Below are 12,795 nucleotides of genomic sequence, written 5' to 3'. Positions count from 1 at the left end.
TCCTTGTCATCCTGCCAGTATTGTCAGACATAGAAATCGAGTTCTTCCTGATGCTTCAACAGGTCGCGCATCGTATGCGGGTCCTCACCGAAGAAATAGATCAGGCCCCAGTGCGTGCCGAAGGCGGTGCGCTTGGTAACCGTCTCTTCCAAAGGTGCCGTCAACTCATGAGACTCGAAATATTCGTGCTGTTCCGTTTCTTCGGGAATCTCGAGCTTACTGACCACGCGTCGACGTGGATAGACCCCGAAGCAACCGGCATGGCCCTTGGCATCCACCACTTCACGGGGGAAGAAGTTCGTGATTTCTTCCTCGGTGGTCTTGGGATCGAAGGACAACACGAGACCTTGATAGGCATTGAAGCCATAGGCTCGTTCGAGCAGTTCGAAGACCTTGAAGCCCGGTGGGCGATAGGCGACTTCACCGAAGTACATTTCCCCGTCGCTGGTGACGAAGTACTCGGGATGGATGAAGCCGAATTCGATATCGAAGGTCTTGATCAGCTTTTCGATCTGGCGGGTGATCGCTTCCCGATACTTTTCAAGCTCTGGGGTCGCGGGAACGAAGACCGAATAGCCAAGGGTCACGTATTCCGAAATGTTCAAGAAACGGATCTTTCCATCGTGAATCCACGCCTCGACGGCGAACTCCCAGCCGTCCAGATGGCTTTCCATCAGTACCGGAAATTCTTCGTCGGGAATCGTATCGATCTCGTCCGGCGTGCGGATCACGCGATGGCCCAGGCAGCCCGCCTTGTCGAAGGCCTTCAGGTGAATGGGGTCGTTGGGGTCGCCATCGAGTTTGAGCAAGGTCTGATTGACGCGCTTGAGAAAGCGGATGACATCAGACTTGTCGTGAGCTTCCTCGAAGATGCCCACGCGAATGCCGCCAAGCTGCGCTCGTCGCTTCATCAACGCCTTGTCCCGCAGTAACAACGCCTGACCATACAGCCGTGGATTGTCCAGGAGCACCGAGTTGATGGCGCCGGCCCACTCCACCGTTTCCTCGAAAAGCGGAATGGCAACATCCACCCCCATGTCATTGAGGGTTTCAGCGATTTCCATGGAGCGATCGTTGAGACGTTCGAAATTCCAGGCAAGATAAGGAATATCGTGTTCCTTGCAGTAATCCTCCGCCCAGTCCGGCGCGACGATCACATAACGTCGATCGAAGCGATCCAGCGCCTCAATGGCATTCAGGCTCCAGCCCAGCATTGCGACATAACCCTTGTCAGGATTCTTTTCCATGAATCATCTCCCTGATCGTTGTCGTACATACGGCAGACAAGCCGTTGTACATTATAAAATTGAATCAGTGCCCCCTAAGCATAGCAGCCAACCGACCCAATAAAACCACGGATTTTTCACTTACCCGTTTAAACCCAAGCAATATGTTGCAGCACAGCTTTAGCCTATGAGGGTTTACGCTTGATGCCGAATCAGGTCGCTGATATAGTACGCGCTCGTTGAACAAGCCCTTGATGCTCAAGCGCTTGCATCTAGGTGCCGTCTGGCAAAAGGCGATTTATGGTGGCCCTCGTCGGTCCTCCCGCAATGCTAAACCGCGAACCCCGCCAGGCCCGGAAGGGAGCAACGGTAGTGGTGGCTGCGTGTGCCGGGATGCGGCTGACGAGGCGCCGCCTCCCAATTCAGGTCGTCCCCTCAGCGCTGTAATCGTTCTATTCTTCTGCTTGACCCCGCTCTCCATCCTTCTGACAATTCCCTCAATTCGTTTCTGATTCGGATGGGCGGCCATGAACACTGAACTGTTGGAAATTCGCGATCACCTCGGCCAGTTCGCGCCCTTCGATCGTCTATCCGATGCATTGCTCGATGAAGTGGCAAGCGTGGTTCAGGTCAGCTATTACCGCGCGGGCACCGAGATACTGACGCGAGACCAAGCTATTCATGAGTTCTGTTATATCCGTAGCGGTGCCGTCGAGATGTTTCGTCGTAGTGGCACCCTCTATAACCGTTTAAGCGAAGGTGACATCTTCGGTTACTCCGATTTGCTGCGTCATCGCGGCGTTCATTTTCCGGTCAAGGCGATCGAAGATACCCTCATTTATTTCATTCCCGAAGCTACCTTCGAGCAATTATGCGAAGAAAATGATGATTTCGCTGATTTTGTCGAGGACAGTGGAGCGCGTCTAAAAATTACCGTCGAGCAACAGCGCCGCAATAGCGACATGCTCACGACTCGAGTGCGCAAGCTGATTCGACGTTACCCCATCATGGTCGAACCCTCCGCTGCCTTGCAGGAAGTCGCTCGGCGCATGCATGACGAGAGATCGACGGCAGCGCTCGTATTGACCGAGCCGGACGAAGATCATTCCCGCGAATTCACCCTGGCGGATGGCCAGACCTGGAAACTGGCGGGAATTATCACCGATCGGGATTTTTGCACCCGGGTGCTGGCGGTGGGGGTGGCACCGGAGACAGCCGTCGTCGAGGTGATGTCGAAAAACCCGATGACGGTTCAATCCGAGGCGTCCCTGTACGAAGCCATGCTGTGCATGTTGCGCAACAACGTGCATCACCTGCCGGTGCTGCATCGTCGGCGCCCGATCGGTATATTGCACCTGTCCGATATCGTGCGCTACGAGACCCACAATAGCCTCTACCTGGTCAACAACATCTTTCATCAGTCCGATGTTGCCGGGCTCAAGCATTTAAGTGAAGAGGTCCGCTCAACCTTCGCGCAATTAGTGTCCGAAGGGGCCGATTCCCAGATGATCGGCAGGGCGATGTCCAGCATTGGGCGCAGCTTCACCCGGCGCCTGCTCGAACTCGCCGAGGCTGAACTTGGACCCCCGCCGGTGCCCTATTGCTTCATGGCGCTGGGTTCGATGGCCCGGGACGAACAGGCCATCATCACGGATCAGGATAATGCCCTGGTGCTGGATGATGATTTCGATCCGGCCCAGCATGATGACTACTTCCTGCGTCTGGCGACCATTGTCAGCGATGGATTGGCGGCCTGCGGTTACAGCTACTGCAAGGGCGATGTCATGGCGACCAATCGAGAGTGGCGGCAGCCGCTTCGAAAATGGAAAGAATACTTTTCCACCTGGATCGAAGACCCCAATCCCAAGCGCTTGCTCGACAGTTCGATTTTCTTCGATCTAGACGGGGTATACGGAGAGGAGGTGTTCGTCGAGCAGTTGCAGGATCTTGTAGCGGAGAAAGCCTCCCAGAGCCCCTTGTTTCTTGCTGCCATGGCGCGTAATGCCCGCAATCGAACACCGCCGTTGGGCTTTTTCCGGACCTTCGTGATGGAGAAGGACGGCAAGCATGATAATTCCATCAACCTGAAGCGGCGCGGCACAGCGCCTCTGATCGATCTGATTCGTGTGCATGCTCTGGCCTGTGGCTCGAGAGCGCAAAATAGTTTCAAACGTCTGGACGACATTGCCACCGCTCGGGTGTTGCCGGACGGGGTGAGTGAACGGCTCGGGCATGCTCTGGAGTTCATTTCCATGGTGCGTATTCACCACCAAGTGGCGGATATCGAGGCGCAGCGGGAACCGGACAATAATATCGAGCCGGAAAATATCTCCAGTCGCGATCGACATCATTTGAAGGCGGCCTTCGAAACCCTGAGTAACGCTCAGAAGTACGTCAAGTTTCGCTATCCGATGCCGTCGAAGGGACGTTGATCCGATAGTCTATGCCACTCCCTTTCTCAGACAAGCAGGATCAAACGAATTGGGCCGACTACATGGGGGCATGTGCTCAATTAGCATGCGATTCCAGGCTCGAGCGCTTTTACTCGATCGATATTCCAGCCCCGCAAACGCCCATCGCGGACGCACCGTTGGTAGCGCTTGATATGGAAACCACCGGGCTCAGTCCGGAACGGCACGGTATCGTCAGTATCGGGGTATTGCCCTTCACACTGCAGCGTATTCCACTTGCCAGCCGCCGTTATTGGGTGGTTCGTCCGCGTCAGCCATTGAGTGAAGAGTCCATTGCCTTTCACCATATCACCCACTCCGAGATTGCCACGGCGCCGGATCTCGATGACGTGCTTGCAGCCTTGCTGGAAACCCTCGCCGGCAGATTGGTGGTCGTGCACTACCGCAATATCGAACGTCCCTTTCTCGATCGGGCGGTGCGCACACGAATGGGCGAGCGTTTATTGTTTCCGATGATCGACACCATGCAGCTGGAAGCGAGTCTGCATCGCAAACGTCGCTGGGCCTGGTTGAAACGCCTAGCCCGGCGTCCTTCTACCTCCCTACGCCTGGCCGAGAGCCGACAGCGTTATCATCTGCCGTTCTACAGCGGGCATCATGCCCTGGGTGATGCCCTGGCCACGGCGGAGCTGTTCCAGGCGCAGATCGCCCGACACTATTCGCCGCAGACCCCGATAAGCGATCTGTGGTGCTGAGAGCAAACGCCGAGCATGAAAAAGGCGGCCATGCGGCCGCCTTGAGGCATGGGGGTGAATGTTTTTAGTCACGCGGCTCATTCATTAGCCCCTTGACGATGGCATAGCAGCAGGCGAGCAGCACCAGTGTAAAAGGCAGGCCGGTGGAAATGACTCCCGCTTGAAGCGCCGTCAAGCCGCCACCCAGCAGCAGGGCAATGGCAATGACGCCCTCGATGATGGCCCAGAAGACGCGCTGTATCCTGGGCGCGTTGACCTTGCCTCCGGCAGCGAGGGAGTCGATCACCAGAGAGCCGGAATCCGAGGTGGTGGTGAAGAATACGATGACCAGCACGATGCCCAGAAACGACGTGATCGACGAAAAGGGCAGTTGACTCAGCATGACGAAGAGCTGAAGTTCAAGAGCCGCGTTTTCGACGCCTTGAAACCCATCGGCGGCGACCTGATGGATGGCGGTATTGCCGAAAGCGGTCATCCAGATGATCGACACGACCGAAGGGATCAGCAGTACGGCAACCAGGAATTCCCTCACGCTGCGGCCCCGACTGATACGAGCGACGAACATGCCGACAAGTGGCGTGATGCTGATCCACCAGGCCCAGTAGAAGGCGGTCCAGCCCTCGACGAAACCGCTGTCGTCACGACCGAAGGGATTGGACAGGGCCGGTAGATAGGTCACGTAGGACGCCAGGTTCTTGAAGAAACCGCCAATAAGATACAGGGTCGGCCCCACTGCGATCACGAATATCAACAGCAGGAACGCCAGCACCATGTTGACCTGGGAAAGACGCTGCACTCCCTTGTCCATGCCTGCCAGGATGGAGAGCAGCGCGATGGCGGTGATGCCCATGATCAGTACCACCATGGTGATGTTGTTGTTTGGAATGCCGAACAGATGCTCCATGCCCGCGGTTGCCTGAGAAGCCCCGATCCCAAGGGACGTGGCCAGACCAAAGAGGGTGGCGAATACCGCCAGGATATCGATGATATGCCCTGGCCAGCCCCAGATACGCTCCCCCAGGATGGGATAGAAGATGGAGCGCATGGTCAACGGCAGACCCTTGTTGAAAGTAAAAAGCGCCAGCGCCAGGGCAACCACCGCATAGATGGCCCAGGGATGCAGGCCCCAGTGAAAGATGGTGGCGGCCATGGCAAGCTGTGTGGCCTTGGCTGAATCGCCGGACGCGGCGCCCAGCGGCGCCGCGTCCGTGCGCAAGCCGTTTTCGGTGACGATGCCAGCGGAGGCGTTACTGAAATGAGTGATCGGCTCGGCGACGCCATAGAATATCAAGCCGATCGCCATGCCCGCGGCAAACAGCATGGCGATCCAGCCGATGTAGCTGAAGTCCGGTTTCGCGTACTTGCCGCCAAGCCTGATCTTGCCATAGGGCGAAACGATCAGGCCGATGCACAGCAGTACGAAAATATCCGCTGACAGCATGAAGAACCAGGCCAGATTGCTGGTTAGCCAGGTGCGCATGCTGCTGAAAACCGGCTCGACCTCGTTCTGAAACGCCAGGGTGACGACGACGAAAAAGACCACCATCAAGGACGATACGAGAAAAACCTTGCCGTGCAGATCGACGTTCACGCCAAATTTGCGGGCCGTGATGTTGTCCTGCCCGATCACATAATCCGTATCGATGAGATTGGTGGGGCCTTCCGGGGTGGGGACGCCTTCGCTGGCGTCATCGTAGGTTGGAGAAGATGACGGTTGATCGCTCAAGAGTGCCTCCTTGGCGTTTGCATCAGATATATATAAATACAATCAAAAAGGGGCAAGGCTTCTTCCTGCAAAGCCTTGCCCCCCGCACACTGCAACCGTTTTAGCTGCGTGGCTCGCTCATCAGTCCTTTGATGATGGCGTAGCAGCCCACCAACAGGATCAGGGCAAAAGGCAGTCCTGTGGTCAGTACGGCCGCCTGCAGTGCCTCCAGGCCACCCCCCAGCAGCAGAGCGATGGCAATCGCCCCTTCGATCAGGGCCCAGAAGATGCGCTGTGGCTTGGGTGCGTCTACCTTGCCGCCGGACGTGATGGAGTCGATTACCAGGGAGCCGGAGTCGGAGGAGGTGATGAAGAACACCATCACCAGCACGATGCCAACGAAGGACGTGATGGCCGACAGCGGCAGCTGGCCGAGCATCTCGAACAGTTGCAGCTCAAGGGCCGCATTCGCGACACCTTCGAAGCCGGCCGTGTACTGCTCGATGGCGGCACCACCGAAAGCGGTCATCCACAGCACCGAGACCAGCATCGGTACTAGCAGCACGGCGATCAGGAATTCGCGCACCGTACGGCCGCGGCTGACACGGGCGATAAACATGCCGACGAACGGTGACCAGGAGATCCACCAGGCCCAGTAGAAGGCGGTCCAGCCCCCGACGAAGTCGCTATCCTCACGGCCGAACGGATTGGAGAGTGCGGGTAGATCCTTCGCATAGGAGAACAGGTTTTCAAAAAAGCCGGTCGCGATCATCAGGGTAGGGCCAACAATGATCACGAAAAGAAGCAGTAGAAACGCCAATGCCATGTTGAGCTGAGAAAGGCGCTGGACGCCCTTGTCCACGCCAGCGACCACCGACCCCAGAGCCACGAGAGTGATGCCCATGATCAATATCACCATGGTGACGTTGTTGTTGGGCGTATCGAACAGATAATTCAGCCCTGCCGATGCCTGGGTCGCCCCCAGACCCAAGGAGGTGGCCAGGCCGAACAGCGTGGCAAATACCGCCAGGATATCGATGATATGACCCGGCCAGCCCCAGACGCGCTCTCCCAGGATGGGATAGAAGATGGAGCGCATGGTCAGCGGCAGTCCCTTGTTGTAGGAAAATAGCGCCAGAGCGAGGGCGACCACGGCATAGGTGGCCCAGGGGTGCAGGCCCCAGTGGAAGATGGTGGCCGCCATCCCTAATGAAATAGCGCCCTGCTGATCACCCTGGGCACCGCCCAGCGGCGCCCAGGCACTACCTTCAAGTGCCGTGTTGAAGTGCGTCAATGGCTCGGACACGCCATAGAACATCAGTCCGATACCCATGCCCGCAGCGAACAGCATGGCAAACCAGCCGGCGTAGCTGAAGTCCGGCTTGGCCTCGGGGCCGCCCAGGCGTACCTTGCCCAGAGGGGTGAAAATCAATACCACCGTCAACAGCACGAAGATGTTGGCGGCAAAAAGAAATACCCAGCTGAGATTGCCGGTCAGCCAGGTTCTCGCGCCGTTGAACAGGGGCTCCATCTGATCCGGCAGGGCCAGGGTGATGATGACGAAAAACAGGATCAACAGCGAAGACACCATGAAGACCTTGCCGTGAAGGTCCAGGTCGATACCGAGCTTCGTGGTTTGGATGTTGTCCTGACCGATCACGTAATCGGTATCGATGAGATTGGTGGGGCCGTCCGGCGAGGGAATGCCTTCCATTCCCTCGTTTGTTCTTGATGCGTTGTCAGAATTGGAATTATTTCCCATCAGCATTCTCCATTGTCGTGAATTCGATTTTCATTTTTGAAATCGGTACTCAGGGCACATAATAAACCTGTAATCACCTGCATGACGTGCCGTCTTACCCCCGAAGGATAGAATGACAACAAGAGGCCATGGCAGGCGTATGCCCGTTAATGGATAGTCATGAACGACCGCTGAGTATGCAGGTTTTTCATAAATGGTTCAAAAAATGTTGGATACGGCGGCCTGTATTTCTGAATTATTTCGCGAAAAGAGAGACGCATGGTTGCTGCCAGACGTTACGCTTTGCGCCACTCTCTGCAACGGCTAGAATGTCCATTCAAGTCGTTTTTCTTATGGCAATCCGATCATCTTCTCTTGGCAAGGAATCCGCGCTGCATGAGCTATCAGGTACTGGCCCGCAAATGGCGTCCGCGCACCTTTCATGAGTTGGTGGGTCAAGAGCATGTGCAGCGTGCGCTGGTCAATGCCCTGGATCAAGGGCGCTTGCACCATGCGTACCTGTTTACCGGTACCCGGGGCGTGGGCAAGACCACTTTGGCACGCATTCTGGCCAAATGCCTGAATTGCACCGCAGGAGGGCGTGGCGATGAAGGCGTAACCTCACGTCCCTGTGGTGAGTGTGACAGCTGTCGGGCCATCGACGAGGGTCGCTTCGTCGATCTGATCGAGGTGGATGCCGCCTCGCGCACTAAGGTCGAGGATACGCGGGAACTGCTGGACAATGTGCAATATGCGCCCGCCCAGGGACGCTACAAGGTGTATCTCATTGACGAGGTGCACATGCTCTCCACCCATAGTTTCAATGCGTTGCTCAAGACACTGGAAGAGCCACCACCGCACGTGAAGTTCCTGCTCGCCACCACCGATCCGCAGAAGTTGCCGGTCACGGTGCTGTCCCGCTGTCTGCAGTTCACTCTCAAGAACATGCCTCCTGAGCGCATCGTCGAGCACCTCGGAAGAGTACTGAGCGCCGAAGACGTTACGTTTGAGGAAGATGCTCTTTGGCTGCTAGGTAAGGCGGCGGATGGCTCGATGCGGGATGCCATGAGTATTACGGATCAGGCTATCGCGTTCGGTCAGGGGGCGATCACCCGCGCCGACGTGGCCGCCATGCTGGGTACCCTGGACCAGCGACTGTTGCTGACGCTTGTCGAAGCCCTGGCCGAGATCGATGCCGCCCGGGTATTGAGGGACATCGCGACATTGGCGGAGCAGGGCCCGGATTTCGCCGGTGTGCTCGACGACCTGAGCGGCGTCTTTCATCGTCTGGCCATTGCCCAGATGGTACCCGACGCCCTGGATAACGGTCATGGCGATCGGGACGCACTGCTGGCCTTGGCGGCGCGCTTCTCCGCTGAAGACGTCCAGTTGTATTACCAGATCGGTTTACAGGGGCGCGCCGATATGGAAAGCGCTCCGGATGCGCGCACCGCGCTGGAAATGACCTTGCTGCGGATGCTGGCCTTTCGTCCCCAGGGGGTGCCCAAGCCAGCTCAGACACCCTTGCCGCTACGCAATGAAACGCAGGCATCTTCACCACAGCCGGCGCCTGCTGCTCAACCGACGGAGAATATGCCGCCTTCTGCGGCGCCTTCCGAACCATCCTCCACGCCATCTTCAGACAGCATCGCGATGGCGAGCGACGTTCCCCCATCGCAGGCCGATGAAACGACGAGCGAGCAGCCTCTGGACACTCCTTCAGTCGATGCCGAAAATGCGTCGTCGATTGCCGCTCACCATGACGAGCCTCAGAGCCCGTATGAATCGGAAATGGACGCTGATTCCCGGATGGACGGCGCACAGGATCTACCGCCCTGGGAGTCGTTACCTGAGCATGCGCCCTCTGCGCCCGCGCCCGACGGCTCACAGTCTGAGAAAACAGTAGACGAGGAAAACAGGGCTCCCAGGGAAGAAAATGGGGTAGAAGAAGTGGGCGCCGCCTTTCCTCAGAACGCCGCGGCCACTGGAGAAGCCTCGTCTATCGAACCCCAGGAAGCGCCGACGCCTGCGGATGCGTCGAGTACATTTGACCATGCCGCCTGGCTGAACCTGTTTCCCGACCTTGCCCTGTCGGGGCTGACTCGGAGCCTGGCGGCGCACTGCATCGTCGATGCCGACGATGGTACGCACTTGCAACTGCGTCTCGATCCGAGTCAGGCAGCGATGAATGCCGATATTCATGTCGAACGAATCAAGCGAGCGCTCTCTGAGGCAGGAATCGAGCGTCACCTGAGTATCGAGCCCGAGGTCATTCCCGAGACGCTTGAAACACCTAAGGCGCGGGGTGATCGTGAGACGGCGGAACGTCATGCGGTGGCGGTTGAAGCCTTGCGCGGCGACCCCCACATTCAGCAGTTGGAGCAGGCGTTTGGGGCTCGTTTGTTGGAGCAGACCGTCGCGCCTTCGACGCAAACCGATTGACTTCACCAATCACATATTGAGGTGGCAACATGTTCAAGGGTGGAATGGGCAACCTGATGAAGCAAGCCCAGGAAATGCAGGAAAAGATGCAGCAGGTGCAAGAAGAGATTGCCCAGGCCGAAGTGCTCGGCGAAGCCGGTGCCGGCATGATCAAGGTCACCATGAACGGTCGCCATGACGTGAGCAAGGTAGAGATCGATCCTTCCATCATGGAAGAAGACAAGGAAATGCTCGAAGACTTGCTCGCTGCCGCGGTCAATGATGCGGTACGCAAGGTCGAAAGCGCCTCTAAGGCCAAGATGGAAGAGGCAACGTCCGGTCTCAACCTGCCGCCCGGCTTCAAGATGCCGTTCTAATGGGGTTTTCACCACTCGTCGATCGGCTGCTTGAAACCCTCCGGGTGCTTCCCGGGGTAGGTCCCAAGACCGCTCAACGCATGGCGCTGCATTTATTGGAGCGTGATCGTGAAGGCGGTCGTCGGCTGACAGAGGTGCTGGGTCGCGCATTGGCAGAGGTAGGCTATTGCCGTCGCTGTCGCACCCTGACCGAAGAAGAGATCTGTGCATTGTGCAGTAGCGCCCGTCGCGACGAGGCGTTGTTGTGTATCGTCGAGTCGCCCGCCGACATGCTGGCCATCGAGGACGCAGGCGGTTACCGCGGCCAGTATTATGTCTTGCATGGGCATCTCTCGCCGCTGGATGGCATCGGCCCCGAGGATATTGGACTCGACCGACTCGACGGACGGCTCGATGAGGGGGCGGTCGAGGAGGTTATTCTCGCGACCAATCCGACCATCGAAGGCGAGGCCACGGCACACTATATCGCCGAACAGTTGCGCGAACGGGGCATTCGGATGTCGCGTCTGGCCTATGGGGTGCCCATGGGTGGCGAGCTCGAGTATGTCGATGGTGGTACCCTGAGTCGTGCGTTCAATGGCCGCCTGCCTTTTGGTGACGAATGACTTGCTGCGCTCGCGAATGAGTGTGTCGGTTCCTCGACCTGAAACGAATCGGCCTCACAAGAAAACGATCTGATAAGAAGTCAAAAGGCAACTGAAGCTCATTATGCCCCTGAACCCCGCATTACACTGGATTGACACTCCGGCTGCTCTCGAATGGATGTGTCATGCGCTCATGGACGCTCAGTATCTGGCAGTGGATACCGAGTTCATTCGTGAATCCAGTTTTCATCCTGTGCCGGCGCTTATTCAGTTGAGCGCTGGCAGTGACGTTTATCTGATCGATCCCCAGGCGCTGATACCGAATGCGACCCTGATCCGGCTGCTGGGCCCTCGAGGGCCACTCAAGCTGCTGCATGCCTGTGGTGAGGATCTTGAAGTATTGTCCAACTGGACCGGTGTTCCGCTGGCGCCGTTGATCGACACCCAGTTGGCCCAGGCGCTACTGGGCGAAGACCCGGCCATGAGTTATCAACGACTGGTCGAACGATGGACCGGCGATGTCGTGGCCAAGGATGAAACCCGCTCCGATTGGCTGGAACGCCCACTCAGCGATGCTCAGCGTCGCTATGCAGCTCTCGATGTCGCTTATTTGCCGATCATCTGGCCACAGCAGCGCAAAGCATTGATCGAATTGGGTCGCCTGGAGTGGCTCGAGGCCGATTGTGCGGCGCTGGTGGTCCAGGCGGGGCGCAATCCCGCAGGAGACAACGAGTGGTATCGTCGCAATCGTCAACTGTGGCGACTCAATCCGCGTGCCGTGGCAACCTACCAGTGCTTGACCGCCTGGCGGGAAGCGGAGGTGCGTGAGCGTAACATGCCGCGCAACTGGTTGGTCAGCGATAAGGTGCTGTTCGCCATTGCCGATGCTCAGCCGCGCAACCGTTACGAATTGGCCGCCGTCGAAGGCGTCAAACCGACCATGGTCAAGCGTGAAGGCGATGCGCTGCTGTCGATGGTTCGCAAGGCGGCGGAACTGTCGCCGGAACAGCTTCCCGAGATCCTACCTTCGCCACTCACCGGGCCGTTCAAGCGACGCCTCAAGGGGCTCAAACAGGTGGTGAGCGATGAAGCTCAGCGCTTGGGCGTGGCGCCGGAGATGCTGGCACGGAGGCGCCAGCTCGAGGAGCTGGTGATTGCCGACATGAAACAGCTGCCGTTACCGTTGCCCTCTGGGTGGCGCGGTAATTTGCTTAATGAAGGCTTCCAGCAGGCACTGCACGATAGCGAAGCCTTGAGGAGCGAGTGATGCGAAGACTGCTGTGTGAGGTTTTCAAGAGTTCGCGCAAGGACGACATGTACTTGTATGTCGATAAGGCCAAGGGCCTTGCACAGGTGCCGGAGGCGTTACTCGAACGCTTCGGCAAGCCCGTCTCGGCAATGACGCTATTGCTCACGCAGGATAAAAAGCTGGCCCGCGCCGATGCGAGCCGGGTCATGGAGGCCATCGACGAGCAGGGTTTCTATCTGCAGCTCCCTCCGGCCAAGGAAGCGTATCTGCTGGATCTGCATCGCACACCTACCGAGGCGCGTTATTGAGCGCTCTGGTGGCGTGAT

Annotated in this window: 10 protein-coding genes and 1 other RNA gene; 8 read left to right on the top strand and 3 right to left on the bottom strand. The window is 57.7% G+C overall.

Annotated features, from left to right (window positions below):
- Positions 1-23 precede the first annotated feature (23 nt).
- Entirely contained in the window at positions 24-1,247 is a 1,224-nt protein-coding gene (locus tag ACPF7Z_RS13585) for an ATP-grasp domain-containing protein (RefSeq protein ID WP_425193783.1), read from the bottom strand.
- Positions 1,248-1,537: 290 nt separating this feature from the next.
- Between ACPF7Z_RS13585 and ffs the strand changes: the two genes are divergently transcribed.
- The 3 genes from ffs (at position 1,538) to ACPF7Z_RS13570 (ending at position 4,392) form a co-directional block, all read left to right on the top strand.
- An RNA gene (gene ffs / locus ACPF7Z_RS13580) (signal recognition particle sRNA small type) lies at positions 1,538-1,634 on the top strand.
- A gap of 119 nt (positions 1,635-1,753) precedes the next feature.
- A complete protein-coding gene (locus tag ACPF7Z_RS13575; RefSeq protein ID WP_425193782.1) occupies positions 1,754-3,658 on the top strand; it encodes a DUF294 nucleotidyltransferase-like domain-containing protein in 1,905 nt (634 codons plus the stop codon).
- Between the two features lie 62 nt (positions 3,659-3,720).
- On the top strand, positions 3,721-4,392 hold the full coding sequence (locus ACPF7Z_RS13570; RefSeq protein WP_425193781.1) for a 3'-5' exonuclease: 672 nt from the start codon (positions 3,721-3,723) through the stop codon (positions 4,390-4,392).
- Positions 4,393-4,456: 64 nt separating this feature from the next.
- On the opposite strand, the gene ACPF7Z_RS13565 is transcribed toward ACPF7Z_RS13570, so the two are convergent.
- Both ACPF7Z_RS13565 and ACPF7Z_RS13560 read right to left on the bottom strand, forming a co-directional pair.
- Positions 4,457-6,118 carry a BCCT family transporter gene (locus tag ACPF7Z_RS13565; RefSeq protein WP_425193780.1) on the bottom strand — a complete coding sequence of 554 codons (1,662 nt, stop codon included), beginning with the start codon at positions 6,116-6,118 and terminating at the stop codon, positions 4,457-4,459.
- A 100-nt stretch (positions 6,119-6,218) separates the two neighbouring features.
- Entirely contained in the window at positions 6,219-7,859 is a 1,641-nt protein-coding gene (locus ACPF7Z_RS13560) for a BCCT family transporter (RefSeq protein WP_425193779.1), read from the bottom strand.
- Between the two features lie 375 nt (positions 7,860-8,234).
- On the opposite strand from ACPF7Z_RS13560, the gene dnaX reads away from it, so the two are divergent.
- From dnaX to ACPF7Z_RS13535, 5 genes are all read left to right on the top strand, one after another.
- Positions 8,235-10,280: a DNA polymerase III subunit gamma/tau gene (gene dnaX / locus ACPF7Z_RS13555; protein WP_425193778.1), complete on the top strand. Its 2,046-nt coding sequence runs from the start codon at positions 8,235-8,237 to the stop codon at positions 10,278-10,280.
- A gap of 29 nt (positions 10,281-10,309) precedes the next feature.
- A complete protein-coding gene (locus tag ACPF7Z_RS13550; protein ID WP_425193777.1) occupies positions 10,310-10,636 on the top strand; it encodes a YbaB/EbfC family nucleoid-associated protein in 327 nt (108 codons plus the stop codon).
- Complete coding sequence (recR, locus tag ACPF7Z_RS13545; RefSeq protein WP_425193776.1) at positions 10,636-11,241, top strand: recombination mediator RecR; 606 nt, start codon at positions 10,636-10,638, stop codon at positions 11,239-11,241. Before ACPF7Z_RS13550 ends, recR begins: the two co-directional genes overlap by 1 nt.
- A gap of 103 nt (positions 11,242-11,344) precedes the next feature.
- Positions 11,345-12,487 (top strand): ribonuclease D, encoded by a 1,143-nt coding sequence (gene rnd / locus ACPF7Z_RS13540; RefSeq protein ID WP_425193775.1) that lies wholly within the window; start codon positions 11,345-11,347, stop codon positions 12,485-12,487.
- Positions 12,487-12,777, top strand: coding sequence for a YcgL domain-containing protein (locus ACPF7Z_RS13535; RefSeq protein ID WP_425193774.1), 291 nt, complete (start codon positions 12,487-12,489; stop codon positions 12,775-12,777). The genes rnd and ACPF7Z_RS13535 overlap by 1 nt, the downstream gene beginning before the upstream one ends.
- Positions 12,778-12,795 lie beyond the last annotated feature (18 nt).

It is taken from the genome of Halomonas sp. GXIMD04776, assembly GCF_049808615.1.
Classification (GTDB): domain Bacteria; phylum Pseudomonadota; class Gammaproteobacteria; order Pseudomonadales; family Halomonadaceae; genus Modicisalibacter.
Note: the sequence above shows the minus strand (reverse complement) of the source record. Positions and strands in the feature narration are given on the sequence as shown.

Bases quoted from the DNA above. Each gene is read 5' to 3' on its own strand.
- ACPF7Z_RS13585 (WP_425193783.1), bottom strand. From the start codon at position 1,247: ATGGAAAAGAATCCTGACAAGGGTTATGTCGCAATGCTGGGCTGGAGC.
- ACPF7Z_RS13575 (WP_425193782.1), top strand. From the start codon at position 1,754: ATGAACACTGAACTGTTGGAAATTCGCGATCACCTCGGCCAGTTCGCG.
- ACPF7Z_RS13570 (WP_425193781.1), top strand. From the start codon at position 3,721: ATGGGGGCATGTGCTCAATTAGCATGCGATTCCAGGCTCGAGCGCTTT.
- ACPF7Z_RS13560 (WP_425193779.1), bottom strand. From the start codon at position 7,859: ATGGGAAATAATTCCAATTCTGACAACGCATCAAGAACAAACGAGGGA.
- dnaX (WP_425193778.1), top strand. From the start codon at position 8,235: ATGAGCTATCAGGTACTGGCCCGCAAATGGCGTCCGCGCACCTTTCAT.
- ACPF7Z_RS13550 (WP_425193777.1), top strand. From the start codon at position 10,310: ATGTTCAAGGGTGGAATGGGCAACCTGATGAAGCAAGCCCAGGAAATG.
- recR (WP_425193776.1), top strand. From the start codon at position 10,636: ATGGGGTTTTCACCACTCGTCGATCGGCTGCTTGAAACCCTCCGGGTG.
- rnd (WP_425193775.1), top strand. From the start codon at position 11,345: ATGCCCCTGAACCCCGCATTACACTGGATTGACACTCCGGCTGCTCTC.
- ACPF7Z_RS13535 (WP_425193774.1), top strand. From the start codon at position 12,487: ATGCGAAGACTGCTGTGTGAGGTTTTCAAGAGTTCGCGCAAGGACGAC.